A 21,111-nucleotide genomic window follows, 5' to 3' on the forward strand; every position below is an offset into this window, starting at 1 on the left:
AAACGCCGCTCTTGTTAGCGGGCCGAAATATCCGGTGGCGGGCCGCGTGCCGCCTGAAAACGCACGAGCGCGCCGTAGGTGTGGGGACCGAAAAGCGTTGTCTCGTCGCCCAAAGAGCCAGGGCCACTCTGCGCTATAAGAAATCCCTGCGCATTGAGAAATTGCTGGAGTTGCAGAACGTCGGGGCCGGTCTCCCAGAGTTGGAGGTTCCTCGAGAACTGGAATGTTGTGGTGGCCGCGGCATGGAGTGGAGAGGCCGCTAGAACCGAGATGAGAGTAATGGCAACAAGAGAAGCGGCGATGGGCTGAATACGGATACTGCTCATACAACGATATGGTGCACATCATAGCATGGACCATGAGAAAACCATACGACTTGGGGATAAAACGAGGAGCCCCGCGGCGGCGGGGCTCGAGTCGGCAACGTCGGTACTCCTCGGCCTTCATCACCGTGAGGACGCGCGCGGTCTTTACGGGATCAGCGGGATTTTCGGAGCCGCCTTGCATGTCGGGCGAGTAGTAATCGATCTTAGCGATAGCTTGGCGTGAGAGCGGCACGTCATGCGGCTCGCGCATTTTCATCCGCTCTCCCGGAATGCACCACAGGCGCTTGTCGAAATTGACTTCGGTACGCTTCATCCCGCGCACATCGCCCGGCCGCGTCATGGTGAGGATGAGAAACTGGAAGGCCGATTGAAGAATAGGCTAGCCTTCGTACTGGTCGAGGGCGACGAGAAACGCACTAAGCTCTTTCTCGTCCGTGATGGCGGCACGGTGCTTGACCTTCACTTTCAATAGTGCGCCGCGAAGGGCATAGGTGGGATCGGTCTCTGCGCGAAGGGTCGCGATGGCATAGCGGAATACGGCTCCGATGACGGCGCGCAGGCGATGAGCGGTGTCTCGTCTGCCGCTCGCCTCGACCTTCTTGAGAAGATCGAGCACTTCGATCGGCTTGATGTCGGCGATAGGGCGGTTGCGAATGGGGCCAGCGAGGTCTTGCAACATCCAGCGGTTCTTGCAGAACGTCTGTTCGGCCGCCCCGTTCTTCTTCAAGTTGGCAAGGTGCTCATCTGCGACCGCGCCGAACGTGTTTTGAGCAGCGGCTGAGTTGGCCAGCTTTTCGAGCTTCCGGCTCAGCGACGGATTTATTCCGGCCGCGAGTTGCTCCTTGACCCGGTCCCGTTTTCTTCGTGCCTGCAGCAAGGAGACGGCAGGGTAGGGGCCAAGCGACATCATGTTGGGCTTACCGCCGAACCGGAAGCGCAGCCGCCACTGTCGGCCGCCCTTGGGATGAATGCGCAGGTGCAAACCGTCGCCATCCGACAAGAGGTACGGCTTGTCTTTCGGCTTCGCTCTATCGATCCCGAACTGGGAGAGACTCATGTGAGTACGCCTCCTCGTGATCCCGTTTTGTACTCACGAACGTACTCACATTTGGGGGAGAAAGCTAGAGTCGCGATGCGTCAAACTGGCGTGAAGAAATCTCAGAAGTGCCTGTCCCACAGCGGTTTCTGAGAAACTATGAGTCGCTATGAGAAGCGCTCTTGGTGCCCCTGGCCGGAATCGAACCAGCACTCCTTGCGGAACTCGATTTTGAGTCGAGCGCGTCTACCAGTTCCGCCACAGGGGCATTCGCCGGGCCTGTGCAGGAACCATAGCGAAGCGGGCGGACTATAGCGGGCGGTCGGGCCGGGTCAACCCGCACGGACGTGATGGGCGCGCATCTCGACAGCTTTCGCGGGCCGGAGTAGGAGCCGGAACGGCCCGGTATGGGACCGGATGCAGCCCCGTTCGGGAGGACCGATGACCAATACTTCTGTGATGGCGCGCCCTGCGGCGGGGAGCATGAGCCCGGCGGTGGCGGCGGCGCTGCTCGCGGCCGGCATCGCGGCGGCGGCCTTGGCCGGCGCCTGGTACATGCAGCTGGTCTGGGGCCTGCAGCCCTGCGAGCTCTGCCTGAAGCAGCGCTGGGCCTATTATGCGATCGTACCGCTCGGGCTGCTGATCGCGCTCGCCGCCAAAGGCGGCGCACCGCGCGCGCTGGTGCTCGCCGGGCTCGGCGTGGTCGCGCTGGCCGCGCTCGGCAATGCCGGGCTCGGCGTCTATCATTCCGGGGTCGAATGGGGCTTCTGGCCGGGCCCGACCGAATGCACCGGGCCGATCGGCAATCTCGGCAGCGCCGGCAGCCTCCTGGAGCGGCTCGACAGCGTCAAGGTCGTCCGCTGCGACGAGGTGCAATTCCGCTTCCTCGGCCTGTCGCTCGCCGGCTACAGCGTGCTGATTTCGCTCGCCATCGCCGCCATCGCCGGCTGGGGCATCACCCGGAAGCGCGCCTAGTCGTCGACATCCTCCTGCGGCCGTCCGAACAGATGGACGATGCCGGGGGTGGCAATGGTGACGAACACGAAGCGCGACAGGTGATGCGCGCCGACGAAGATCGGGTCGATGTGCAACGTCAGCGCCAGCGCCATCATCGCGTCCATGGCGCCGGGCGCGAACGCGACGATGGTGTCGGAGAAGCGCACATGCGTCAACAGCACGATCACGGTGACGAACAGCGCCGAGATCGCCACCGCGATCGCGAACGAGCCGAGCGCGGCCCTGATATGGCCGACCAGGGTCTTCACCCGCATCCGGGCGAAGCGGCTGCCGATCAGGGCGCCGATGCCGACCAGCGCCACGCCGCGCATCCATTCCGGCAGGCCGCCCTCGACGAGGCCGGTGCCGTGCAGGAGGCCGCTGGCGACCATCGCGCCGAACAGCCAGCTCGCCGGAAATTTGATCAGCTGCATCAGCATCGCCGCAACCAGCGAGGCCACCAGCAATGCAAGCAGGCCGAGCGGCGAGGCGACGGTCTGGCCGAGCGAGATCGGCGCGGCCGGTGCGACGCCGGCCACGGCCAGCACCAGCGGCAGCGCCGCCGTCAGGATGATCACCCGCAGCGTCTGCACCACCGCGATCGCCGGCAGGTCGGCGCCGCGCTCGACCGCGAGCATCGTGATCTGGGACAGCGCGCCGGGACTGCCGGCGAGCAGCGCCGAGGTGCGGTCCCAGCCATGGACGCGCTGCAGATAGAGGCTGGAGCCGAAGGTCGAGCAGAACGTCGCGAGCGCCAGCAGGCCGATGGTCACCGGATAGGCGCTGACATGGTTGATCAGCTCGCGCGAGACGACGGCGCCGATCGAGATGCCGAGCAGCAGCAGAACGGTCTGGGTCAGGATGGGCGGCATCGCCAGCGGGCGGCCGGCGATCGCGGCGATCGCGGTCGCGATCATCGCGCCGGAGATCAGCCCGCCCGGCAGATGGGCGACGAGGAAGATCAAGCCGCCGGCGGTGCCGAGCACGAGGGTCTCGATCGCGCTCAGGGTCTTGGCGCGGCTCGGCAGGTCGAAGGGGAGGGAGGAGATGATCTGGCGCACGGCGCCTTATGCCAAAAGCCGCCTGCGCGAACAATTCCCGCCGTTGCGCAGGCGCCATGCGCGCATGCACCCGCGGGCGCCGGTCATTTCGGCTTGTCCGGCGTCGGCAAGGGAGCGGGCGCGGGTGTCGTCGCGGCAGCCGCCGCCGCCTTGTCGCGCTTGCAGGCCGAGCGGAATTTGCCGCGCGCCTTGCCCTTCAGCCCCTGCTCGTCGGCCTCCTTGGAGCAGGCGATGGAAATCGTCCGGCGCGCAGCCTTGTCCAGGGTGGCGAACTTGTCGGTGGCGGCATCGGGCCGCGCCGGCAGCGTCAATCCGGGTTGCGCGCGGGCGGGGCCCGCGGCCGACAGGGTGGCCATTGCGATGGCCGCAATCGCCGCCCGGGCAGTTACTCTCATGCTGAAGTCCTCGAACGAAAGGCATGGTGCGATGTCCGGCGATGCTGAACCCGCAGTGAATGGAATGAGCCGGATCGCCGCGCGAGGCAAATTATATTTTCGCGCGGCCACGCTCCCGCCTGCTTTGTCGGTCGCAGGCGTCTCGCTAGAATTACCGTCCCATTCAACATGCTCCACAGGGAGATCTGGGATGAGTTTTCACGCAAAATCATTGGTTGCTTCATCACTCGCCACGCTGGCCGTGATCGGCCTCGCGACGTTCGCCGCGGCGCCGGCGCAGGCGCTCACCGCGCAGGAATGCAGCGCCAAGTACAAGCAGGCGAAGGAGGCCGGCACGCTGGGCGGCCAGAAGTGGAACGACTTCCGCAAGGCCCAGTGCGGCAGCGATGCCACCGCGGCCGCGGCACCGGCGGCTCCGGCCGCACCCGCGGCCGAGGCCAAGCCGGCCAAGGAGGCGAAATCCGACGCCAAGGAGGCCGCTCCCGCGCCGACCGGTCCCGCCGTGTTCCCCAACGCGGTGGACCCGAAATACGCCAAGGAGAAGCCCGGCAAGGCGCGGCTGCAGACCTGCGTCGATCAGTACAATGCCAACAAGGCGACCAACGCCAATGGCGGCCTGAAGTGGATCCAGAAGGGCGGCGGCTACTACAGCGAATGCACCAAGAAGCTGAAGGGCGCGGCCTGATCCGGGTTGACGTGACGTTGCCGGCGGCCGGGGGCATCATGCGGCCGGCCGCCGCTCTCGACGCCATGCATCGCCGCGAGACCGCCGGCCGGACCGGGCTCAACGCCGGTCGCGCGGCGGTCCTCGCCGGTGGCGGGGCATTGCTGCTCCGGTGATTTTGGGGCTTGCCTTCCGGTGCGGGAAATGACCCTGCTCTCGCCATGATCTCTGCTGTCCAAGGTATGCTCGGCCTGGTTTGCGGCGCGATGGTCGGGTTCTCGCTCGGCCTCGTCGGCGGCGGCGGCTCGGTGCTGGCGGTGCCGCTGATGGTCTATGTCGTCGGCGTGCCCGAGCCGCACATCGCGATCGGCTCGAGCGCGATCGCGGTCGCCACCAACGCGGCCATCAATCTCGCCAATCATGCGCGCGGCGGCACCGTGATCTGGCCGATCGCGGCGCTGTTTGCAACGGCGGGAATCGTCGGCGCCTTCACCGGCTCGCTGCTCGGCAAGATGGTCGACGGCCAGAAGCTGCTGGCGCTGTTCGCGCTGGTGATGATGGTCATCGCCATGCTGATGCTGAAGACGCGCGCCCGCATCGGCACCCCCGATGTGAAGATGAGCATGGCCAACATCCCGGCGATCGTCGGCTTCGGTCTCGCCACCGGCACGCTGTCCGGTTTCTTCGGCATCGGCGGCGGCTTCCTGATCGTGCCGGCGCTGATGGCTGCGACGGGCATGCCGATCATGAACGCGGTCAGCTCGTCGCTGGTCGCGGTGACGACCTTCGGGCTTACCACCGCGGCGAGCTATGCCTGGTCCGGGCTCGTCGCCTGGGATCTCGCCGGCCTGTTCATCGCCGGCGGGATCGCCGGAGGTCTAGCCGGCACGCGCCTGGCGCGCCATCTGTCCGAACGGCGCGGCGCGTTGAACGTGGTGTTTTCGGTCGTGATCGCGGCGGTCGCGCTGTACATGCTGACGCGCAGCCTGCTGCATATCTGGAGCTGACCTCAATGAAGCGCGTCCCCTCGACTGCGATCATCTCCGCCAGCAGCCGGCGTGACGTGTTGACGCTTCTTGGCGCAACCGCGGCGCTGTCCTTGTGGCCCCGCGACAGTCGCGCCGAGGATGCCGATGAGCCCGACGAGGGCGCGGTGCTGCGCGATCCCGATGCGCCGGTGCTCGGCAATGCCGCGGGCGACATCGCGATCGTCGAATGGTTCGACTACAATTGCCCGTATTGCCGCAAGCTCGATCCCGAGCTGCAGCAGGTCATCCATGATGATGGCAAGGTGCGCTGGGTTCTCAAGGAGTGGCCGATCCTCGGGCCGACTTCGGTGGTTGCTGCGCGGATGGCGCTGGCCTGCAAATATCAGGACAAATACGCCAGGGCGCATGACGCGCTGATCGGCGTCAGTTCGAAGCTCACCGAGCCGCGCATCGACGAGCTGCTCGCTGAAGCCGGCGTTGATATCGACCGCGCCAAGCGCGACCTCGCAGCCAACGCGAAGGCCATCGACGCCATGCTGGCGCGCAACGACAAGCAGGCGCGGGGATTGCGTTTCCGCGGCACGCCGTCCTTCATCGTTGGCAAGTTCAGGGTGCCCGGCGTGCTGACCATGGCGCAGTTCGAGCAGGTCATCGCCGACGCGCGCAAGGCCAAGGCGGCCAACTAAGGCGGCCAACTAGCTGGCAAAGCAAAGGCGCCTCGACCGAAGCCGAGGCGCCCTGAAAACGAAGCGTCGTGCGCGTTACTTCGACGAGATGCGAACCCAGTCGTCATGCGCGCGGGTCTTTAGCGAATTCCAGCTGTCCGCCGCGACGTCCCAGTTCACGATGGTCCGGCGCGACTGCGCGCTCGGTCCGTTGGCGACCTCCGAGGTCTGCATCGAATCATGGATGTAGACGCCCAAACCCAGGATGAGGGCCCCCAGGATCATTCCCACGAATGTCCGCATGTCATGTTCTCCAGTGTGACGGCCAACAACGCCGCGGTCGAAACTTGGTTCCGCGCTCGCCGCGGTCCCGGTCCACCGCGATCAGAACATCCTAACTGCGCGATTTTTCAGGCCGCGATTCCGGCGGTGAGGTGACGAGATTGAGGGCTTTCATCTCGTCGGGCTTGAACGTGAACAGCTGGTCATGCGGCGTCTCCATCGCATGCACCCAGACCTTCAGATCGATGCCCATCGCGGCGAGGTGGCGCTGGCATCGCGCCGAGATGTTCTGCGCAAGGCTCATGTCGTCGCCGGACCTCACGGTGGTCCCGGACGTGGGGACTGCGGCGATCTGATGCACGCCGATGATTGCCCGCTCGCCGGCCCGGCGCTCGACACCGCCGGCGAACACCAGCGGGCACGACGACGCGCAATATTTTCCCGCCTCCACTTCGGTCGCGAATTTCCGCGCGCGGATCAGTCGCCCCATCGCCAGCGCGTCGGCGACGGAGCCGCCTGGCGAGTTCAGCACGACCGTCTTGATATATTCGCCGTGGCGTTCGACTGCGTCCGCGAAGCTGCGTGCGCTGCCGGGCGTGATCGTGCCGGTCGCGAACAGCCGGCCGCCGCTGCGCAGCTCGAACTGAACAGGCTGCTGCAAGGCACGATCCCCCTGGGGCAGCGGCATCAGCCGCTTCATCAGGGGCGCCAGCACCGATGGTGATTCGGCCGGCATGTCTGGCGCGTCGCGCCGAATGTCGAGCTGAGACGGGGCCGCATCCGATGGCGCCTGTGGAGCATTCAGCTCGAGCAGGTCCGCCGCGAGAACTGCGACGGTGACGACGAGGATGCTGCGGAAGACCCAACGCAGAATGCTCTCATCGGGATTGTCCGCGAGCCAGGCATGGACGCGTCGGTTCAGCGCCGAAGCCACGGGACTACTTTCCAAGCCGAGCCGACGACAGCGACGTCACGTTCTCATCCACCGCGGCCGGCGCCGGCTCGATGGATGGCGCGGAAGGCTGCTCAGCAGGCGTTTCGGCAGGCCGTCGCTCGGCCGCCCGCCTGGCATCCTCGACCTCGCGCGCGATCTGCAATGCGGTGACGAGATCGCTGGCCGTCAGGCTGGAGGCGCTCACGGCGGGCAGGCCCTCACGGCGGATGGCGGCATGGACGACGCAGAGGATCAGCACCAGCACCGCCGGCATCAGGTCGATCGAGATCGCGCCCGCCCAGCTCGGGATGAAGTCGCCGGCGTAGCGCAGCACGGCTTCGGCGGGCGACAGCGTCTGGAACCGGGTCGGCTCGATCCGCGGCAGCGCCAGGATCTTGTCGGCGGCGTCGGCGAGCGAGGCGGCCTGCGTGGCGATCGCGCCCTCCACCTTGCCGACGACGGCGGTCTGGCGCTCGGCCAGGTCGCCGCTGCGTCCGCCCGGGGCAGGCGCGATGAATCCGGCCGACAGCGACGTCGCGGCGCGCTTCACCGCAGGGGCCACCGAGGTCTGCTGCAGATTGGCGATCACGCCCATCAGGTTGAGCGACTCCGTGGCGAAGGCATCGCTGCGCGTTGCGATCGGGCCGCGGTCGGAGATCAACTCGCGCATCCTGGCGAGGCTCTTGCCGCCCTGCTCATAGAGAGCGGAGACGTGCTTGCCCGACTCCTGGACCTGCTGGCCCAGTCCGTCGAGCTGCGTCGACATCTGCGCGAGAAGCTGGACCACGGTGCCCGATCCGGAGGTGCCGGTGAGCGAGCCCGCGCGTTCGGCGTCCGCCAGCTTGGCGAAGCGGGAGGAGGCGAGCTGGATGTCCGGCAGCAGGCTTTGCGCAGCGATCGCCTGGCTGTTGGCCCGGTCGAGGTCGCGCGTGTAGTTCTGCACGGTGATCGCAAGATGCTGCTGGATTGCGGCGGCGCCGGCCAGCGCCGAGGCATTCAGCCAGGACGACATCGCGACGATCATCAGCGAGCCCAGCAACATGCAGCCGGCCATCATCAAGCGCCCGATCGTGCTGGTGACGTGCGGCATGAACTGCATCATGAACACCCAGAAGGCGTAGATGCCGACCGAGACCGCGACCGAGTAGATGACCGCCGCAAAGAACACCGTGGTCGGACTGCCGTTGAGCAATTCGCGGACGCCGAGATAGGTGTAGACGCCGGCGGCTAGCGCCAGAATCGCGGTCGTGAGCTTCAGCGTCACTTCGAGACGGCTGACGCCATTGGCGAGCACGACGGAGGTGGAGGAGCGGGCGGAGGAGACTTGCGCGACGGACGCAGGAGACGAGGGCATCAGCGGCGAGGGCATGAGCGGACCTTCGGCGGCCTCATGGCCGCCCGTATGCAGCGCCCCCGCTGTATGGCCGAGCAGAACCAGTGCGGACAAAATCCGCCGACATTGTGTCGGCGGCATTACCGATCAGCCATGTCGTCGGGAGACGCTGGCTCAGCGCATCAGCCAGCGCAGCAGCTCGACATTGGCCTCGCGCGGATAGCAATGGCTGAGATCATCGATCTCGCGATAGGCGACATCGGCGCCCGCCTTGGCCAGGGCGTCGGCGGTATGCCGCGCGATTTCGACCGGGAACATCCAGTCGAGCCGGCCGTGCACGATCTGGATCGGCAGCCCGCGCAGACGGTCGCGGTCGGCGATCTCAGCCATCAGCGGATGGAACGTCGCGGCCACCGGCGCAAGGTGCGTGAACGGCGAGCCTGCGGCCAGTCCGCTGACGTAGCAGAACGTGCCGCCGTCGCTCATCCCGGTCAGCAGCATGCGGGTGGGATCGATCGCGACGCGGCTGCGGACGAGGTCGAGAATGCGCAGCAGGTTCGGCGTATCAGCGTCGTCGCCCATCAGCGCCCAGGTCGGTCCGGCCGCGGTGGGGGCAACCAGGATGGCGCCGAGGCTGCGCGCGGCCCGCAGCCAGCTCCAGAGGAAGTCGCGGCCGTTGCCGCTGCCGCCATGCAGCGCCATGACCAGCGGCCAGGCCCGGTCCGCCGTGTAGTATTCCGGCACATACAGCGAAAAGCCGCCGCGATTGCCGATCTCGTTATGGTCGTGAAATACGGCGTCCTTGCCTGCAGAGGACGTGGCCAGCAACCGGCGCAGCCCGTCGTCGCCGTCGACGGCGGGATCGAGGAAGAATTCGCTCAGCGGCGGCAGCGTCGCGGCGAGCGGAAACAGCGCCTCGAGCGCGCGCGGCAATTGACGCAGGGCCCTGAACACGTCGACCAGGTCGCCCTCGCCGCGCTGAACGGCGCGCAGGCCGGCAAACGACATCAGCGCGGCGTCCGCTGCGGTGTCGAAGGCGATACGGATATGGGCGAAGTCCGCCGGCCACGACGTGAGATGAATCCGCGCCGTGTGCAGCGCCTGCTCCGGATCGCCGACATCAGCCATCACGCGATCGAAATCCGGCGGATTCAGGTAGCGCGCGACGTAGGACAGGGCTTCGAGCGTCTGCAGCAGTGGCGGCAACACGATGAGAATGTCATCCACCACGGCATCCGTCATGCAGGTCTCCTTGATACGCGAACCGCGGGTCTGGCCGTCTCGTCTGTTTGCCGGCGAGCGCTGTCATGCAACGCAAAATCGGCCGTCCGGGCAATGACCATTTTCCGAACGCGTGTTCGCTCCGCGAAGCCGCAATCTCGCGATGCGGCTCCCGCAAGTCAACATGGTGCGGACGTTGCCGTCGCGCGTGGCAGGTGAGTCGCGCGCGAATACACGCGCAGACGATAGTTGATTGACAAAATTCGGGCGCGATGTCGCACTTGGTGAGAGCCGACGGCGCAGCGGAGGGTTCCTCATGGATCACCGCCCTGGGTCAAAACTGCCGATCGGTTGCCGAGGGGGGATTCGCATCATGACCAAGTCGCCGTCGGCCGCGTTGATCAACGCGGTGCTCGCCATGGACGTCTACAACAGAGGCGTCAACCCGACGCTCGTGGTCAATTTCAACCGTATCGGGAGCTATGAGCTGGTGGCGGCGAGCGTGACGTCGACCGCCGACAATTTCGAGGCCGCGACCTATCAGCTCGCGGGCGATCCATCGACACGGATCATTTCGTTTCGCGGCACCGACAGTCTCGCCGACGTGCCGTCGTGGCTCGGCGGCGCCGGTCTGGCTGGCTGGCCGACGCAGTTCCCGGATGCGGAGTCCTACTACAAGACATGGGCGACATCGAACGTCTCATTGACCGGACATTCGCTCGGTGGCGGACTTGCCGGCTACATCGCGGCGCTCAACGACAAGGTGGCCTATGCGTATGACGCGATGCCGTTCGAATTCGCGGCGGAAGTCCGCTACGACCAGTTGCACGGCTTCTGGGGCGCGCTGACGTCGCACCCGGTCGACCGCTATTCCGACATTCACATGGTCTCCCTTTCCGGCGAGATCCTGCAATATGTGCGGGCAGCGGCGCCGGTGCTGGAAGCGCCGCTGGCGCTGCTGCAGCTCGGACCGGTCGCCGGCGCGCTCGCCATCGCCGATGCTGCGATCGGCATCTCGTCCGAGCAGAAGACCGTGCTCGGCGCGGGCACAGATCTCGGTCTGGATCCGGTCAGCCTGCACTCGATCGCGCTGCTGACGATGATGCAGTGGGCGAGCGACAACGGTGCCCAGGATTGGAAGAAGGCGGCGGCTGTGCTGCTGGCGCCGCTGGAGAATGACGCGATTGCTTCGGCGGTCGGCATTCCCGCGGCCGGTGTGAGCGGCGAAGGCGCGCCGTCCGACAAGATGAAGGACATGATCGCCTATTCGACCGTCACCGATGCGAGCGGCTACGGCAACAGCGCCGTTCAGGCCCTGTTCAATGGCGGCGGCGTGCTCGGCAACAGCGTCAGCGCCGACACCGCGGCGACCTACCTGAAGAACGGCGGGGTCGAGAAGGCGCTGGCCGAGATCGTGGTGGAATATTCGGCGCTGCTGGCGCAGAACCACGACGAGGTCACGGCGACGCCCGGCGTGATCGGCCATGAGCACGGCATTTTCTATCAGGATACGGCCAACAACCTGCTGGTTGCGGATCTGTCGTCCGACCTGTGGTCGCACACCGACACCGGATCTACGGTGGACATCCTCGGCAAGCTCGCGCTGATCGATGCGGTTGCGAGCTTCGAGGGCGATGACGCCAACCTTCTCGACATGGCGATCGGCGTGCTGTGGGGCGGCAAGACCGACAATCTCGACTGGCTCAGCGCGGCGCTGAGCGATGCCGCGACCTCGGTCGCGGTCGATCCGGTGCCCGGCGCGATCATTGCCGCCTCCGACGGTGCGCTGCTGATCGCCGGCGGCGGCAACGACACGCTGGCGGGTACCGCCAATGACGACCTGCTGATCGGCGGCGGCGGCAGCGACGTGCTCAAGGGCGGGGCCGGCGACAACATCCTGGTCGGCGGCGTCGGCGCCACCTACGTCTATGCGCCCGGCGACGGCAACGACGTCATCATCAACGGCGTCGCCTCGCTGCCGAAGCCGACCGGCACGCTCGATTTCGGAACGGCCTACACGGCCGACAATTTCTGGTTCGTCAAATCGGGCAACGATCTCGAGATCGACATTCTCGGCACCCATCAGCAGGTCACCGTCGCCGACTGGTTCCTGGGCGGCTCCTATCAGCTGCAGGAGATCAAGGCCGGCGGTCTCGAGATCGATACCCAGGTGTCGCAGCTCGTGCAGGCGATGGCGACCTACGCCCAGGCGCATCCGGCCTTCGATCCCACGGTAGCATCACAGTTGCCGACGGATGCGCAACTGCACGACCAGATCGCCGCGGCCTGGCACGTCAACGCGTGAACGCAGGCCCGCGGCCGCCTCAGTGCAGCCGCGGCGCCTTGAGCAGCTTGGCGCGGTCGGTCGAGGCGATGGTGACGTCGAAGGTGACGCCCTCATGGTGCACCGTTAGCGGCACGTCGACGCCGGCTGCGCCGAGCGCCCAGAGCTTGCGATAGAACTCGCTCTGGCTCGTCACCTTGTCGCCGTTGATGCCGAGGATCACGTCGCCCGCCTTCAGCTCGGCGCGGGCGGCCGGGCCATTGTCGGAGACGCCGATCACGACGACGCGATCGTCGACCTCGGTCGCGTACATGCCGAGCCAGGGGCGTGCCGGCTTGTTGACGCGACCGAAGCGCCTGAGATCATCGATGATCGGCTTCAGCAGATCGATCGGCACGACCATGTTGACGTGCTCGTCCTTGCTGTCGCGCTCGCGCTCCAGCTGGAGCGACCCGATGCCGATCAGCTCGCCCTTGGCCGAGAGCAGGCCGGTGCCGCCCCAATTCGGGTGGGCGGGGTGGGTGAAGATCGCCTCGTCCAGCAGATATTCCCAATAGCCGGCGAATTCCTGCTTGGCGATGATCTGGCTCGCGACCGATCGCGTCCGTCCGCCGGCGCCGCCGAGCACGACGTGATCGCCGACCTTGGTTGCCGCCGACGAGCCGAGCGGCAGCGCGGGCAGGTCGAGCGACCCGAGCGCCTGCACCAGCCCGAAGCCGGTGGTGAAGTCGAAGCCGAGCACATGGCCCTCGACCACGCGTCCGTCATTGGGGTGCAGCCAGACGGATTCGGCCTCGGTGATCAGGTAGCCGATGGTCAGCACCAGCCCGTCGTCGATGACGACGGCATTGCCGGCACGCTCGGTCCCGAGCGTTTCCGCGCTGAAGGCGTCGGACGGAATGATGGCATGCAGGCCCACGATCGAGGACAGGGCTTGATCAAGATCGTATTGATAGTCTTCGGCGCGAGGCTGGAAGGCGGAGGGCACTTTCCATTCGGTCAAAGAAGGCATTTCGTTCTCCTGCTCTGTCGATACGCCCGGATGTATCGACCAAGCTTCTGCTTCGTGTCGCGTGACGGCCACAGCGTGAACGCGAGCTTAACATCTTTGGGCGGCTGCGCCAGTTCCGCGGGCCCCGCGCCGGCGCTGGGAGGAACTGCCCGTGCCGACTACCCGCGGCCGCAGCCCCTGCCGATCAGGGGCCAGACCAGCCACGCGCCGGCAGCATACAGGCTGCCGACAGTCGAGGCTCCGGTTCTGGCCGCGATGTGGAAACGTCCGGCATCGAGCAAGGCTCCATCGGAGGCGACGATCGCCGAGATCATACGGTCGGACGGGCCGAACACGACCACCGCATCCGGCTTGATCACCAGGGCCATGGCAGCCATGCCCGCAAACCAGGCGAGGGCAACGGCCAGCACGCCCTTCAAGGGAAGGGCGCGGGACGGGGGAGGCCGGTCAATAGTCGTAGGCATGCTCGAACGTATATCCCGCGGCTTCGAAACGGCCGATGTCCTGAACCAATGACCGCACCGGTACGTCGACGCCGATGCGGCGGGCACCGGGACGCGACTGGATCGGGACGCTGAATATAGGCAGCCCATCGAAAGCTGCCAGCCGTCCGTCGCCCGGCGGCACCATGATCGTGACCAGGATGCGATGGTTGCCCGCGACCTCGCCGAGCCCGGCACCGTCATGACGGCCGAGCTCCTTGGCGAAAGCATCGAACTTGGCGTAGCGCTCGGTCTCCACCAGCACGCCCTTCATGCCTTTGGCGTCCGTGACCTCACGGATCACCTTCACGCCCGGCATGACTGCAAGCTCGGCGGCAGGCAGGCCGGTGACGACGCTCTGGATGGCCAGCACGGCCGGATCGTAGCCCGCCGCATAGCCGATGACGGCCGCATAGGCGGCGCGCCCGGCATATTGCAGGCTGAGCGAGACGCGCCGCTCCACGGCGCGGAACGACGGCACGAAGGGCGTCTCGCGCCAGAACTGATCGAGCTTGGCGACGAAGGGATAGCGATACCAGGGGGTCTGATACAGGAATGCCGCGTAATCCTTCAGCAGAGCGAGGTTGAAGACGTCCTCTGCCGTCTTGACGCCGTCCGTGGTCTCCCAGCTGATCGCCCCGATGCTCTTCTCGTAAGCGCCCTGCAACGCCATCTCGGCGGTGAAGCTGAAGCCGATGATGTAGTTCGTCAGCTTCTGCTCCGAGGTGGCGGGACCGGAGCCGGCCGCCTGGCGCGTGGCCCGGCACAGGCTGCGCCAGAAGCCGGAGACGCTCGATAGATAGTGGAAGTCGGACTCCGAGGCCTGCCCGGTCACCGCAGCGAGGTCGGCATAGGCGTGGACGATGTACCATTCAGGAAAGGTCAGGAAGCTGTCACCCTGCGACCTCGCATAGGCGGGATCGGTGATGCCGAAGTCGGAGTTCACCACCGGGGTCGGGACGTCGGCCACGCAGACCGTCTCGACGCTGATCACGGTGGTGGCAATGCCTATCGCCGTGGCTGCCAAGACGACGCCGAGAAGATACAGCGCTTTGCGACGCAGGCTCATGCGACGGCAGCCTGTCTACGCCACGGCGACCAGCCGACCGCGATGCCGATCGCGCCGAGCGCGAGATGCGGCAGGCTGGAGAGGACCTTCACCAGCCACGAGGTGTCGCGGATGCCGTCGATGACGATCGAGAGGTCGAGATAGCCCGAGCCGGTGAAGACGCCCATCACGCCGTCCAGGAAATACAGCGAGCCGAACACGCGCAGGAAGAACACCGCGCTGCGGCGGGTCAGCATCGCCGCCAGCGCCCACAGGCCGGAGACGACATGCAGCGCATCCTTGTAGATGTCGAGCTGGAACAGGCCGAACACGCGGCCCTGCGCATCGATGAAGGCAGGGATGTAGTCGGTCGCGGCCGCGAATAGCAGCGCCACGGCGAGCGCGAGCGCGGCGATGCGATAGCGGTCCAATGCGAAGCCGTCTGCTGCTGATGTATTCATGCGAAATAGGCGTCCCACATCGCGTTGCGGAACAGGAGGTTCGGATCATACTGCCGCTTGGCGGCGACGAAACGCGCGGCCGCCGGATAGGCCTTCTCGACCTGGTCGCGGCGGGCATGCAGACGATAGGGCAGATAGAACGCGCCGCCAATCGCGGTGATGCGGTCGATCAGCGCTTCGGTCGTCCGCAGCATGTCGATCTCGCCTTCGGGCGAGGTCGCCTGCGAGAACGACATGACGGCTGCGATCCGGCGCACCGGCGCGATCGTGAGCGCGGGTGTCTTGTCCTCGGCGACGTAGCGCAGGGTGACGTTGAGGAATTCGGCGCGCGCTTTGGGAATGATCTCGCGGCAGGCGGTGAGGAACTCGCCGAACCGCTCCGGCGCCACGAAATATTCGTGCAGGATGTCGGTGCGGTGCATGTCCTTCTGCGCCAGATTGGCGACCGGCTCGGCCATCAGCGAGTTGCGGGTGTAGCGGCTGTCGGAGATGGCGGGGCCGAGCCGGGTCTCCATGAACCAGCGCAGGCCCTTGGCGACCTCCCATCCGGTCTGGGCGCGATAGATCGTGTTGGCGACGCCGGTGAGCTTGCCGGAGCTCACGGCCGCGGGCAGGGTCGCCGGAGCATCGGGGGCGGGGCGGAAGGTGACGAGCAGGGCGTCGTCGAAGAACGCCTTGCGCGACACTGACATCCGTCCATAGGCCATCTTCACATTGGCGTCGCCATCGATGTTGCGTGTGAACTGCTCGGCGAATTTCTCCGGCGCCATGCGCTCGAAGCGCGGCTCGAGCAGCAGGTTCGGCACCATCTCGACCTCGAGATCGACGATGAGGCCGAACAGGCCATAGCCGCCCATCGCGAGCCCGAACAACTCGGCATTCTCCGTGCGCGAGCACTGCACCAAGGTGCCGTCGGCGAGCAGCATGCGGATCGATTTCACCGTCGAGCCGAACGGGCCGTACGGCACCGGCCAGCCATGGGCATTGACGCAGAACGTGCTGCCGACGCCGAAATCGCTGTTCGACTGCATCACGGCCGGCGAGAAGCCCTTGGGATCGAGCGCGGCGATCACGTCCCACCAGCGGTTGCCGGCCGCGGTCCGATAGGTCTTTGCCGCCGTGTCGAGCTCGATCGCGCCGCCGTCGAGCGTGATTGCCGTGCCGTCGCGCGGCAGGCTCTGGCCGCCCATCGAATGCCGGGCCACGGCCGCGGTCACCGGACGTTTCGCGGCCGCAGCCTCCTTCAGCTCGGCGCGCAGCCGCGCGATCAGATCGTCGGTGGCGGGCTTGCGGATCACCACATGCTTCGCAACCGGCGTCGGGTTGAGCCGGCTGGCGTCGTTGAGGATGGTGCGCAGCTCGGCCCGCGCCCGCGGCATCCGCGCCAGGGGCAGCGCCGCGGCCGTGGCTGCGGCGCCCAGAAACCGTCGTCTCGACATCATGGCGCGGACTCTCCTTCCCCTGACGGAGTCTACGCCGGCATCGTAAACGTTCGAAAAATTTCCGTGCGGTCAGTCTGCGGCCGGTCGTGCCCGGGTGGGTGCGAGACGGAAGTCGCGGCCATCCTTGATCCATTCCGCGCGCTCGTCGCGCAGCAGGGTGCGGCGCACCTTGCCGGAATCGTCGCGCAGCATGGTGTCGACCAGCTCGTAGCTCTCCGGGTGCTTGTAGCGGCTCAGCCGGTCGGCGAGGAACGCGCTCATGCCGTCGACAATAGCCTGTGCGTTCCTGGCCCGGTCGATCTCGACGATCGCATGCACGCGCTGGCCGAGTTCCGGGTCGGGCAGGCCGACCACGACGCAGGAGCGGATGTCGGGATGCGCCATCAGCGCCGCCTCGACCTCGGCCGGATAGATGTTGGCGCCGCCGCGCAGGATCATGTCGGCGAGGCGGTCGCCGAGATAGAGGTAGCCGTCGGCATCGAGCCGGCCGATGTCGCCGAGCGACTCCCAGCCGTCGGCGCGCCGCTTCGGCTCGGCGCCGAGGTAGTGATAGGTGCTGCCGGCGCCATCGGCCGGCAGGAAGTAGATCTCGCCGCTCTCGCCCGGCGGCACGTCGTTGCCTTGGGGATCGAGGATGCGCAGTTTGCAGGACTCGTCGATCTTGCCGACCGAGCCCTTGTGCTCAAGCCATTCGGTGCCGGAGATGACGGTGCGACCCTGGCGCTCGGTGCCGCCATAGAGCTCGTAGACGCGCTCGGGCCCGAGCCACTCGATCCATTTTTCCTTGAGCCATGGCGGCATCGGCGCGGCCATGTGGAACACCATCTTCAGGCTCGACACATCGTAGCTGTTGCGGACCGCCTCCGGCAGCGCCCAGATCCGGTGCATCATCGTCGGAACGAAGTTGACCCACTGGATGCGCTGCGCCTGGATCAGCCGCAGCGTCTCCTCGGCATCGAACTTCACCATCCCGCTCAGGCTGCCGCCGGCGAACAGCGCGTAGTGCGACACGATGAACGGCGCGTTGTGATAGAGCGGTCCGGGATTGAGCAGCGATGCGCCCCTGGGGATTCCGAGCGGCGGCTCGGCGGCGGTGTCGGTTACCGCCGGCTGGTGATCGAGGATCACCTTCGGCCGTCCGGTCGAGCCGCCCGAGGTCATCGCTTTCCAATAGCGCGACACCGGCGCGGTGAGCGGCGCGTCGGAAAAGCCGTCGGGCATGAAATCGGCCGGCAGCGCGTTCGGTGCATTCCAGTCGGCCTCGCCCCCGACGACCAGCGACGGATTGAGGATCTCGAGCACCGCGGCGGCCTCGCCGCGCGGCAGCCGCCACGACAGCGACGTCGGCGTCGCGCCGCATTTCCACACCGCGAAGCTGGTCTCGAACAGCGCATTGCCGTTGGGCAGGCCGATCGCGACGAAGTCGCCGGGCTTCACGCCCTTGGCCGCGAAGGCGCGCGCACGCGCATTGGCGCGGCGCTCGAGCTGCTCCCAGGTCAGCGTATCGGTGCCGTGCCGGACCGCGACGCTATCCCTGGGTTTGCGCTCCGCATACCAGCGCGGCACGTCGGCCATCGGAATCAGCATCCATTCCTCCACATCGTCGGCCGCCTCGCTCGGGCGCCCGTTCTTGGTCTGCGGCTCGGGCCGCCGACGTCAGTGACGAGAGGTGTTGTGCCTCAACCGAACCGGGTCGTCCATACGCGCGCGGCGCCAGGTTTCGGATGGCAGTTCTGCGAAATGGCGCTGATACCCATGAGGCAGGAGTGAAAGGCTGGAAGCCGTGACGCAGGTGGACTGATAATTCCGTCACGCGGATCGTAAGGCGGTCGAGGTCGCGCCACGGGGAACAGGTCAGGCATCGCACCGAACGGCGCGGCGATAAGAACCTTTGCAGCCGATCTTCATTGTCGCTCGCGGGGTCCAACGGACAGGAGCTCCCATGCACGCTCAACAGATGATCGAAACCCACCCGCACGTCCGCGGCCGAGTCGACGATGCACTCGTCCGCTGCATCGAGGAGTGCTACTCCTGCGCACAGATCTGCACCTCCTGCGCCGACGCCTGTCTCGGCGAGGACAGCGTCGCCAGGCTGACGCAATGCATCCGGCTCAATCTCGATTGCGCCGACGTCTGCAACGTCACCGGCCGGCTTGCCACGCGGCGTACGGGCTCCGACCAGGAGATGATCAGTCGCATGCTCGAGGCCTGCGCGGCGGCTTGCCGGCGATGTGCCGAGGAGTGCGAGAAGCACGCCAAGATGCATGCCCATTGCCGGATCTGCGCCGAGTCCTGCCGTCGCTGCATGAACGCCTGCGAGGAGGCGGGACGCAGCACGACGCACTGAGAGGCCGGTTGCGGCGCTGCTCCATCGAAGAATGGAGGCCCATTAAAAAGACAAAGGCCGGGCGCGAGGCCCGGCCAGTCCGACCATGGCGACCGGATTGCTCCAGTCCTGAGAACGCCATCGCAGACAATCGATCGGTCAGCCGCCGTTCAGCTTCGTGGTCAGGGTCGTGAAGATGCCTTCCAGGGTGAGTCCGAGCTTGTTGAGTATGGTGATGATCGCAAGGGCGATGCCGGCCGCAATCAGGCCGTACTCGATCGCGGTTGCGCCCGATTCATCCTCGTAAAATTTGAGAAGCAATTTCCTCATTAATTCCCTCCGCCGTCCAACGACAGGACCGCCGGACGATGTCCGCGAAACTACGGAATGGAACCTAAGGTAGTATGAACGAGGTCGAGCCAAGTTTCGCAGCTGTGCCGTTCATGTCGAAAATTCCAGTTGCAACATGGTCCACTGCACGCGAACGGGATCATGGCGGCACACCGGCTGCGCGCAGCGCCTCCGCATAGGTTGTGGCGAGCGTCCCGGCCGGAAATGGGATCCGTTCGAGGAACTCGGACACCGTGAGATGCGGTTCGAGGCTCAGAAGCTGACGGGCGACGTCGCCGGCGCGCGCCATCTCTCCGTTCCTGACCAGGGCGACGATCAGGACGCGAAGCGCGACGGCGAAACGCCGGTTCTGCGCCAGCGCGATCTCCGCCCATTGAATGGCGGCAGCGCGATCGTCCTCCGCCACCGCGCAGATCGCCAGCGCTCCGGCTGCGAACCATCCCCGCGGATCGCGCGGGTTCAGCCGCCGCGCCCGTTCGATCATCGCGCGTCCCGCAGCCGTGTGTCCGGCCATGATCTCGATCCAACCGCTCAAGGTCAGCGCCATCGCCGAGTTCGGGTTGATCACAAGCGAGCGGCGGAACAGCTCTCGTGCCGGGGCGATGTCCTCGGCCATGTTCCAGATCGCGAAGGCCGCCATCCACAGCACCTGCGCGTCACTGGGCGCATGCTCGCACGCCTGCCACGCCCGCGCCACGGCAGCCGTGCGATAGGTCTCGTCCGGCGCGCTCCAGCCCTGGAAGTGGCGCAGCGCCTGGCAATAGGCCCAAGCCGCCATCGCGGGTGCGCAGGCGGGATCGATCGCCAACGCCTGGTCCAGACAGACGATCGCCGCAGCGAGGCTGTCGGGCGTGAAGGCGTCACGCAGGCTGGCGGCGCGCAGCAGCAGGTCGTAGGCGTCGGGATGCAGCGGCGGCGTCGCCCGCCGCCGCTCGCCTTCCGCCAGTTCGAGCGTCGGTTCGATCGCGGCCACGATGCTTTCGGTGATGCGGTCCTGCAGCGCGAACACGTCGTCCAGCTGACCGTCGAAGCGCTCCGCCCATAGATGCGCGCCGGACGCCGCGTCGATCAGCTGCCCGTTGATGCGCAGGCGGGACCCTGCGCGGCGCACGCTGCCTTCGAGAACGTAGCCGACGCCGAGCTCGCGTCCGACCGCCCGAATATCGACGGCCTTGCCCTTGTATATGAAGGAGGAGTTGCGGGCGATCACGGCGAGGCCGCTGCAGCGGGACAGCGCGGTGATGATGTCCTCGGCCATGCCATCGGCGAAATAGTCCTGCTCCGGATCGCCGCTCATGTTGGTGAACGGCAGCACGGCGATGGCGGGGCCGTCGAACGCGGGCGCGGCCGACACCGCCGGCGTCTGCACCGCTTCGGCCTGCTCACGGACCTCGCCGACGAAGCGGACACCCTTGCGAGGAATGGTGCGGATGAGGCGCTGCGCCTCGCCGCTGTCGCCGATCGCGCTGCGCGCCGCGCTGATGCGGCTCGCCAGCGTCGCCTCGGAGACGATGCGGCCGCCCCACACCTCGGCGAGGATGTCGTCTCGGCTGACAACGCGGTCCCGCGTCTTGATCAGGAACGCGAGCAGGTCGAACACCTGCGGTTCCATCGCGACCAGGCCGCCGCCGCGGCGCAGCTCGCGGCGGTCGGGATCGAGCACGAAATCGTCGAAGCAATATACCACATGCACCGTCCTGGCCGCCGGCTTCACCTTCGCGTCACGCGATCAGCAAAATCAAGCCGGCCTCAAGGAAAAATCAATGCCTCCTCCAAGCGCCGCGCGGGCGCAAGGCGCACAAC

The 21,111-nt window shown here is 66.6% G+C and carries 22 protein-coding genes, 1 tRNA gene and 1 pseudogene; 6 read left to right on the forward strand and 18 right to left on the reverse strand.

Translation table 11 applies throughout. From position 1 onward, the window contains the following. Positions 1 to 14: 14 nt before the first annotated feature. The 4 genes and pseudogenes from QX010_RS33075 to QX010_RS19200 all read right to left on the reverse strand — a co-directional run bounded on the left by QX010_RS33075 (position 15) and on the right by QX010_RS19200 (position 1,630). Positions 15 to 326: a peptidoglycan-binding domain-containing protein gene (locus QX010_RS33075; RefSeq protein ID WP_410051963.1), complete on the reverse strand. Its 312-nt coding sequence runs from the start codon at positions 324 to 326 to the stop codon at positions 15 to 17. A gap of 118 nt (positions 327 to 444) precedes the next feature. Further along, positions 445 to 666, reverse strand: a pseudogene (locus QX010_RS19190) (DUF3768 domain-containing protein); the annotation flags it as partial. A gap of 39 nt (positions 667 to 705) precedes the next feature. Further along, positions 706 to 1,383: an Arm DNA-binding domain-containing protein gene (locus QX010_RS19195; RefSeq protein ID WP_316181205.1), complete on the reverse strand. Its 678-nt coding sequence runs from the start codon at positions 1,381 to 1,383 to the stop codon at positions 706 to 708. 162 nt (positions 1,384 to 1,545) lie between these two features. Next, positions 1,546 to 1,630, reverse strand: a tRNA-Leu gene (locus QX010_RS19200). A gap of 173 nt (positions 1,631 to 1,803) precedes the next feature. Here QX010_RS19200 and QX010_RS19205 point away from each other — a divergent pair. Further along, the gene (locus QX010_RS19205) at positions 1,804 to 2,337 is read left to right on the forward strand and encodes a disulfide bond formation protein B (RefSeq protein WP_315804559.1); all 534 of its coding nucleotides are present in this window, start codon (positions 1,804 to 1,806) and stop codon (positions 2,335 to 2,337) included. Here the strand turns inward: QX010_RS19205 and QX010_RS19210 are convergent. Continuing rightward, positions 2,334 to 3,419 carry an AbrB family transcriptional regulator gene (locus QX010_RS19210; RefSeq protein WP_316181206.1) on the reverse strand — a complete coding sequence of 362 codons (1,086 nt, stop codon included), beginning with the start codon at positions 3,417 to 3,419 and terminating at the stop codon, positions 2,334 to 2,336. The two genes, QX010_RS19205 and QX010_RS19210, sit on opposite strands and share 4 nt — an antisense overlap. Before the next feature lie 83 nt (positions 3,420 to 3,502). Further along, positions 3,503 to 3,814: a PsiF family protein gene (locus QX010_RS19215; RefSeq protein WP_316181207.1), complete on the reverse strand. Its 312-nt coding sequence runs from the start codon at positions 3,812 to 3,814 to the stop codon at positions 3,503 to 3,505. Positions 3,815 to 4,004: 190 nt separating this feature from the next. On the opposite strand from QX010_RS19215, the gene QX010_RS19220 reads away from it, so the two are divergent. From QX010_RS19220 to QX010_RS19230, 3 genes are all read left to right on the forward strand, one after another. After that, positions 4,005 to 4,499 (forward strand): hypothetical protein, encoded by a 495-nt coding sequence (locus tag QX010_RS19220; protein WP_315804556.1) that lies wholly within the window; start codon positions 4,005 to 4,007, stop codon positions 4,497 to 4,499. 200 nt (positions 4,500 to 4,699) lie between these two features. Further along, positions 4,700 to 5,485 (forward strand): sulfite exporter TauE/SafE family protein, encoded by a 786-nt coding sequence (locus QX010_RS19225; protein ID WP_316181209.1) that lies wholly within the window; start codon positions 4,700 to 4,702, stop codon positions 5,483 to 5,485. A 5-nt stretch (positions 5,486 to 5,490) separates the two neighbouring features. Next, on the forward strand, positions 5,491 to 6,153 hold the full coding sequence (locus QX010_RS19230; RefSeq protein ID WP_316181210.1) for a DsbA family protein: 663 nt from the start codon (positions 5,491 to 5,493) through the stop codon (positions 6,151 to 6,153). 75 nt (positions 6,154 to 6,228) lie between these two features. Here QX010_RS19230 and QX010_RS19235 read toward each other — a convergent pair whose 3' ends face one another. From QX010_RS19235 to QX010_RS19250, 4 genes are all read right to left on the reverse strand, one after another. After that, positions 6,229 to 6,435, reverse strand: a complete 207-nt coding sequence (locus QX010_RS19235; RefSeq protein WP_315804553.1) for a hypothetical protein — start codon at positions 6,433 to 6,435, stop codon at positions 6,229 to 6,231. A 91-nt stretch (positions 6,436 to 6,526) separates the two neighbouring features. Next, entirely contained in the window at positions 6,527 to 7,348 is an 822-nt protein-coding gene (locus tag QX010_RS19240; protein ID WP_316181211.1) for a hypothetical protein, read from the reverse strand. Positions 7,349 to 7,352: 4 nt separating this feature from the next. Continuing rightward, on the reverse strand, positions 7,353 to 8,717 hold the full coding sequence (locus tag QX010_RS19245; protein WP_410051961.1) for a hypothetical protein: 1,365 nt from the start codon (positions 8,715 to 8,717) through the stop codon (positions 7,353 to 7,355). A 138-nt stretch (positions 8,718 to 8,855) separates the two neighbouring features. Further along, the gene (locus QX010_RS19250; protein ID WP_316181212.1) at positions 8,856 to 9,923 is read right to left on the reverse strand and encodes a phospholipase; all 1,068 of its coding nucleotides are present in this window, start codon (positions 9,921 to 9,923) and stop codon (positions 8,856 to 8,858) included. A 352-nt stretch (positions 9,924 to 10,275) separates the two neighbouring features. Here QX010_RS19250 and QX010_RS19255 point away from each other — a divergent pair, with 352 nt between their 5' ends. Beyond that, positions 10,276 to 12,207, forward strand: a complete 1,932-nt coding sequence (locus QX010_RS19255) for a calcium-binding protein (protein ID WP_316181213.1) — start codon at positions 10,276 to 10,278, stop codon at positions 12,205 to 12,207. A gap of 19 nt (positions 12,208 to 12,226) precedes the next feature. Here QX010_RS19255 and QX010_RS19260 read toward each other — a convergent pair whose 3' ends face one another. From QX010_RS19260 to QX010_RS19285, 6 genes are all read right to left on the reverse strand, one after another. Beyond that, positions 12,227 to 13,198: a S1C family serine protease gene (locus tag QX010_RS19260; RefSeq protein WP_315804549.1), complete on the reverse strand. Its 972-nt coding sequence runs from the start codon at positions 13,196 to 13,198 to the stop codon at positions 12,227 to 12,229. 158 nt (positions 13,199 to 13,356) lie between these two features. Then, positions 13,357 to 13,662 carry a hypothetical protein gene (locus QX010_RS19265; protein WP_315804548.1) on the reverse strand — a complete coding sequence of 102 codons (306 nt, stop codon included), beginning with the start codon at positions 13,660 to 13,662 and terminating at the stop codon, positions 13,357 to 13,359. Beyond that, positions 13,646 to 14,749 carry a hypothetical protein gene (locus QX010_RS19270; protein WP_316181214.1) on the reverse strand — a complete coding sequence of 368 codons (1,104 nt, stop codon included), beginning with the start codon at positions 14,747 to 14,749 and terminating at the stop codon, positions 13,646 to 13,648. The genes QX010_RS19265 and QX010_RS19270 overlap by 17 nt, the downstream gene beginning before the upstream one ends. Then, positions 14,746 to 15,189, reverse strand: a complete 444-nt coding sequence (locus QX010_RS19275) for a DUF4383 domain-containing protein (protein WP_315804546.1) — start codon at positions 15,187 to 15,189, stop codon at positions 14,746 to 14,748. The genes QX010_RS19270 and QX010_RS19275 overlap by 4 nt, the downstream gene beginning before the upstream one ends. Beyond that, positions 15,186 to 16,631 carry an FAD-binding oxidoreductase gene (locus QX010_RS19280; protein ID WP_315804545.1) on the reverse strand — a complete coding sequence of 482 codons (1,446 nt, stop codon included), beginning with the start codon at positions 16,629 to 16,631 and terminating at the stop codon, positions 15,186 to 15,188. Before QX010_RS19280 ends, QX010_RS19275 begins: the two co-directional genes overlap by 4 nt. 69 nt (positions 16,632 to 16,700) lie before the next feature. Beyond that, positions 16,701 to 18,218: an AMP-binding protein gene (locus QX010_RS19285; RefSeq protein ID WP_316181216.1), complete on the reverse strand. Its 1,518-nt coding sequence runs from the start codon at positions 18,216 to 18,218 to the stop codon at positions 16,701 to 16,703. 355 nt (positions 18,219 to 18,573) lie between these two features. Here QX010_RS19285 and QX010_RS19290 point away from each other — a divergent pair, with 355 nt between their 5' ends. Further along, the gene (locus QX010_RS19290) at positions 18,574 to 18,978 is read left to right on the forward strand and encodes a four-helix bundle copper-binding protein (protein WP_315804543.1); all 405 of its coding nucleotides are present in this window, start codon (positions 18,574 to 18,576) and stop codon (positions 18,976 to 18,978) included. A 138-nt stretch (positions 18,979 to 19,116) separates the two neighbouring features. Here the strand turns inward: QX010_RS19290 and QX010_RS19295 are convergent, their stop codons facing one another. Next, complete coding sequence (locus tag QX010_RS19295) at positions 19,117 to 19,287, reverse strand: Flp family type IVb pilin (protein WP_315736183.1); 171 nt, start codon at positions 19,285 to 19,287, stop codon at positions 19,117 to 19,119. A gap of 160 nt (positions 19,288 to 19,447) precedes the next feature. Next, positions 19,448 to 20,995, reverse strand: a complete 1,548-nt coding sequence (locus QX010_RS19300) for a winged helix-turn-helix domain-containing protein (RefSeq protein ID WP_316181217.1) — start codon at positions 20,993 to 20,995, stop codon at positions 19,448 to 19,450. Positions 20,996 to 21,111: the final 116 nt, after the last annotated feature.

The sequence above is a fragment of the Bradyrhizobium sp. SZCCHNRI1009 genome (assembly GCF_032487575.1).
Classification (GTDB): domain Bacteria; phylum Pseudomonadota; class Alphaproteobacteria; order Rhizobiales; family Xanthobacteraceae; genus Bradyrhizobium.

What these genes read in the sequence shown, in the direction of transcription:
- QX010_RS19255 (WP_316181213.1), top strand. Translation starts at nt 10,276, where the DNA reads ATGACCAAGTCGCCGTCGGCCGCGTTGATCAACGCGGTGCTCGCCATG.
- QX010_RS19215 (WP_316181207.1), bottom strand. Translation starts at nt 3,814, where the DNA reads ATGAGAGTAACTGCCCGGGCGGCGATTGCGGCCATCGCAATGGCCACC.
- QX010_RS19285 (WP_316181216.1), bottom strand. Translation starts at nt 18,218, where the DNA reads ATGCTGATTCCGATGGCCGACGTGCCGCGCTGGTATGCGGAGCGCAAA.
- QX010_RS19280 (WP_315804545.1), bottom strand. Translation starts at nt 16,631, where the DNA reads ATGATGTCGAGACGACGGTTTCTGGGCGCCGCAGCCACGGCCGCGGCG.
- QX010_RS19195 (WP_316181205.1), bottom strand. Translation starts at nt 1,383, where the DNA reads ATGAGTCTCTCCCAGTTCGGGATCGATAGAGCGAAGCCGAAAGACAAG.
- QX010_RS19230 (WP_316181210.1), top strand. Translation starts at nt 5,491, where the DNA reads ATGAAGCGCGTCCCCTCGACTGCGATCATCTCCGCCAGCAGCCGGCGT.
- QX010_RS19295 (WP_315736183.1), bottom strand. Translation starts at nt 19,287, where the DNA reads ATGAGGAAATTGCTTCTCAAATTTTACGAGGATGAATCGGGCGCAACC.
- QX010_RS19225 (WP_316181209.1), top strand. Translation starts at nt 4,700, where the DNA reads ATGATCTCTGCTGTCCAAGGTATGCTCGGCCTGGTTTGCGGCGCGATG.
- QX010_RS19260 (WP_315804549.1), bottom strand. Translation starts at nt 13,198, where the DNA reads ATGCCTTCTTTGACCGAATGGAAAGTGCCCTCCGCCTTCCAGCCTCGC.
- QX010_RS19250 (WP_316181212.1), bottom strand. Translation starts at nt 9,923, where the DNA reads ATGACGGATGCCGTGGTGGATGACATTCTCATCGTGTTGCCGCCACTG.
- QX010_RS19275 (WP_315804546.1), bottom strand. Translation starts at nt 15,189, where the DNA reads ATGAATACATCAGCAGCAGACGGCTTCGCATTGGACCGCTATCGCATC.
- QX010_RS19235 (WP_315804553.1), bottom strand. Translation starts at nt 6,435, where the DNA reads ATGCGGACATTCGTGGGAATGATCCTGGGGGCCCTCATCCTGGGTTTG.
- QX010_RS19220 (WP_315804556.1), top strand. Translation starts at nt 4,005, where the DNA reads ATGAGTTTTCACGCAAAATCATTGGTTGCTTCATCACTCGCCACGCTG.
- QX010_RS19265 (WP_315804548.1), bottom strand. Translation starts at nt 13,662, where the DNA reads ATGCCTACGACTATTGACCGGCCTCCCCCGTCCCGCGCCCTTCCCTTG.
- QX010_RS19290 (WP_315804543.1), top strand. Translation starts at nt 18,574, where the DNA reads ATGCACGCTCAACAGATGATCGAAACCCACCCGCACGTCCGCGGCCGA.
- QX010_RS33075 (WP_410051963.1), bottom strand. Translation starts at nt 326, where the DNA reads ATGAGCAGTATCCGTATTCAGCCCATCGCCGCTTCTCTTGTTGCCATT.
- QX010_RS19205 (WP_315804559.1), top strand. Translation starts at nt 1,804, where the DNA reads ATGACCAATACTTCTGTGATGGCGCGCCCTGCGGCGGGGAGCATGAGC.
- QX010_RS19245 (WP_410051961.1), bottom strand. Translation starts at nt 8,717, where the DNA reads ATGCCCTCGCCGCTGATGCCCTCGTCTCCTGCGTCCGTCGCGCAAGTC.
- QX010_RS19270 (WP_316181214.1), bottom strand. Translation starts at nt 14,749, where the DNA reads ATGAGCCTGCGTCGCAAAGCGCTGTATCTTCTCGGCGTCGTCTTGGCA.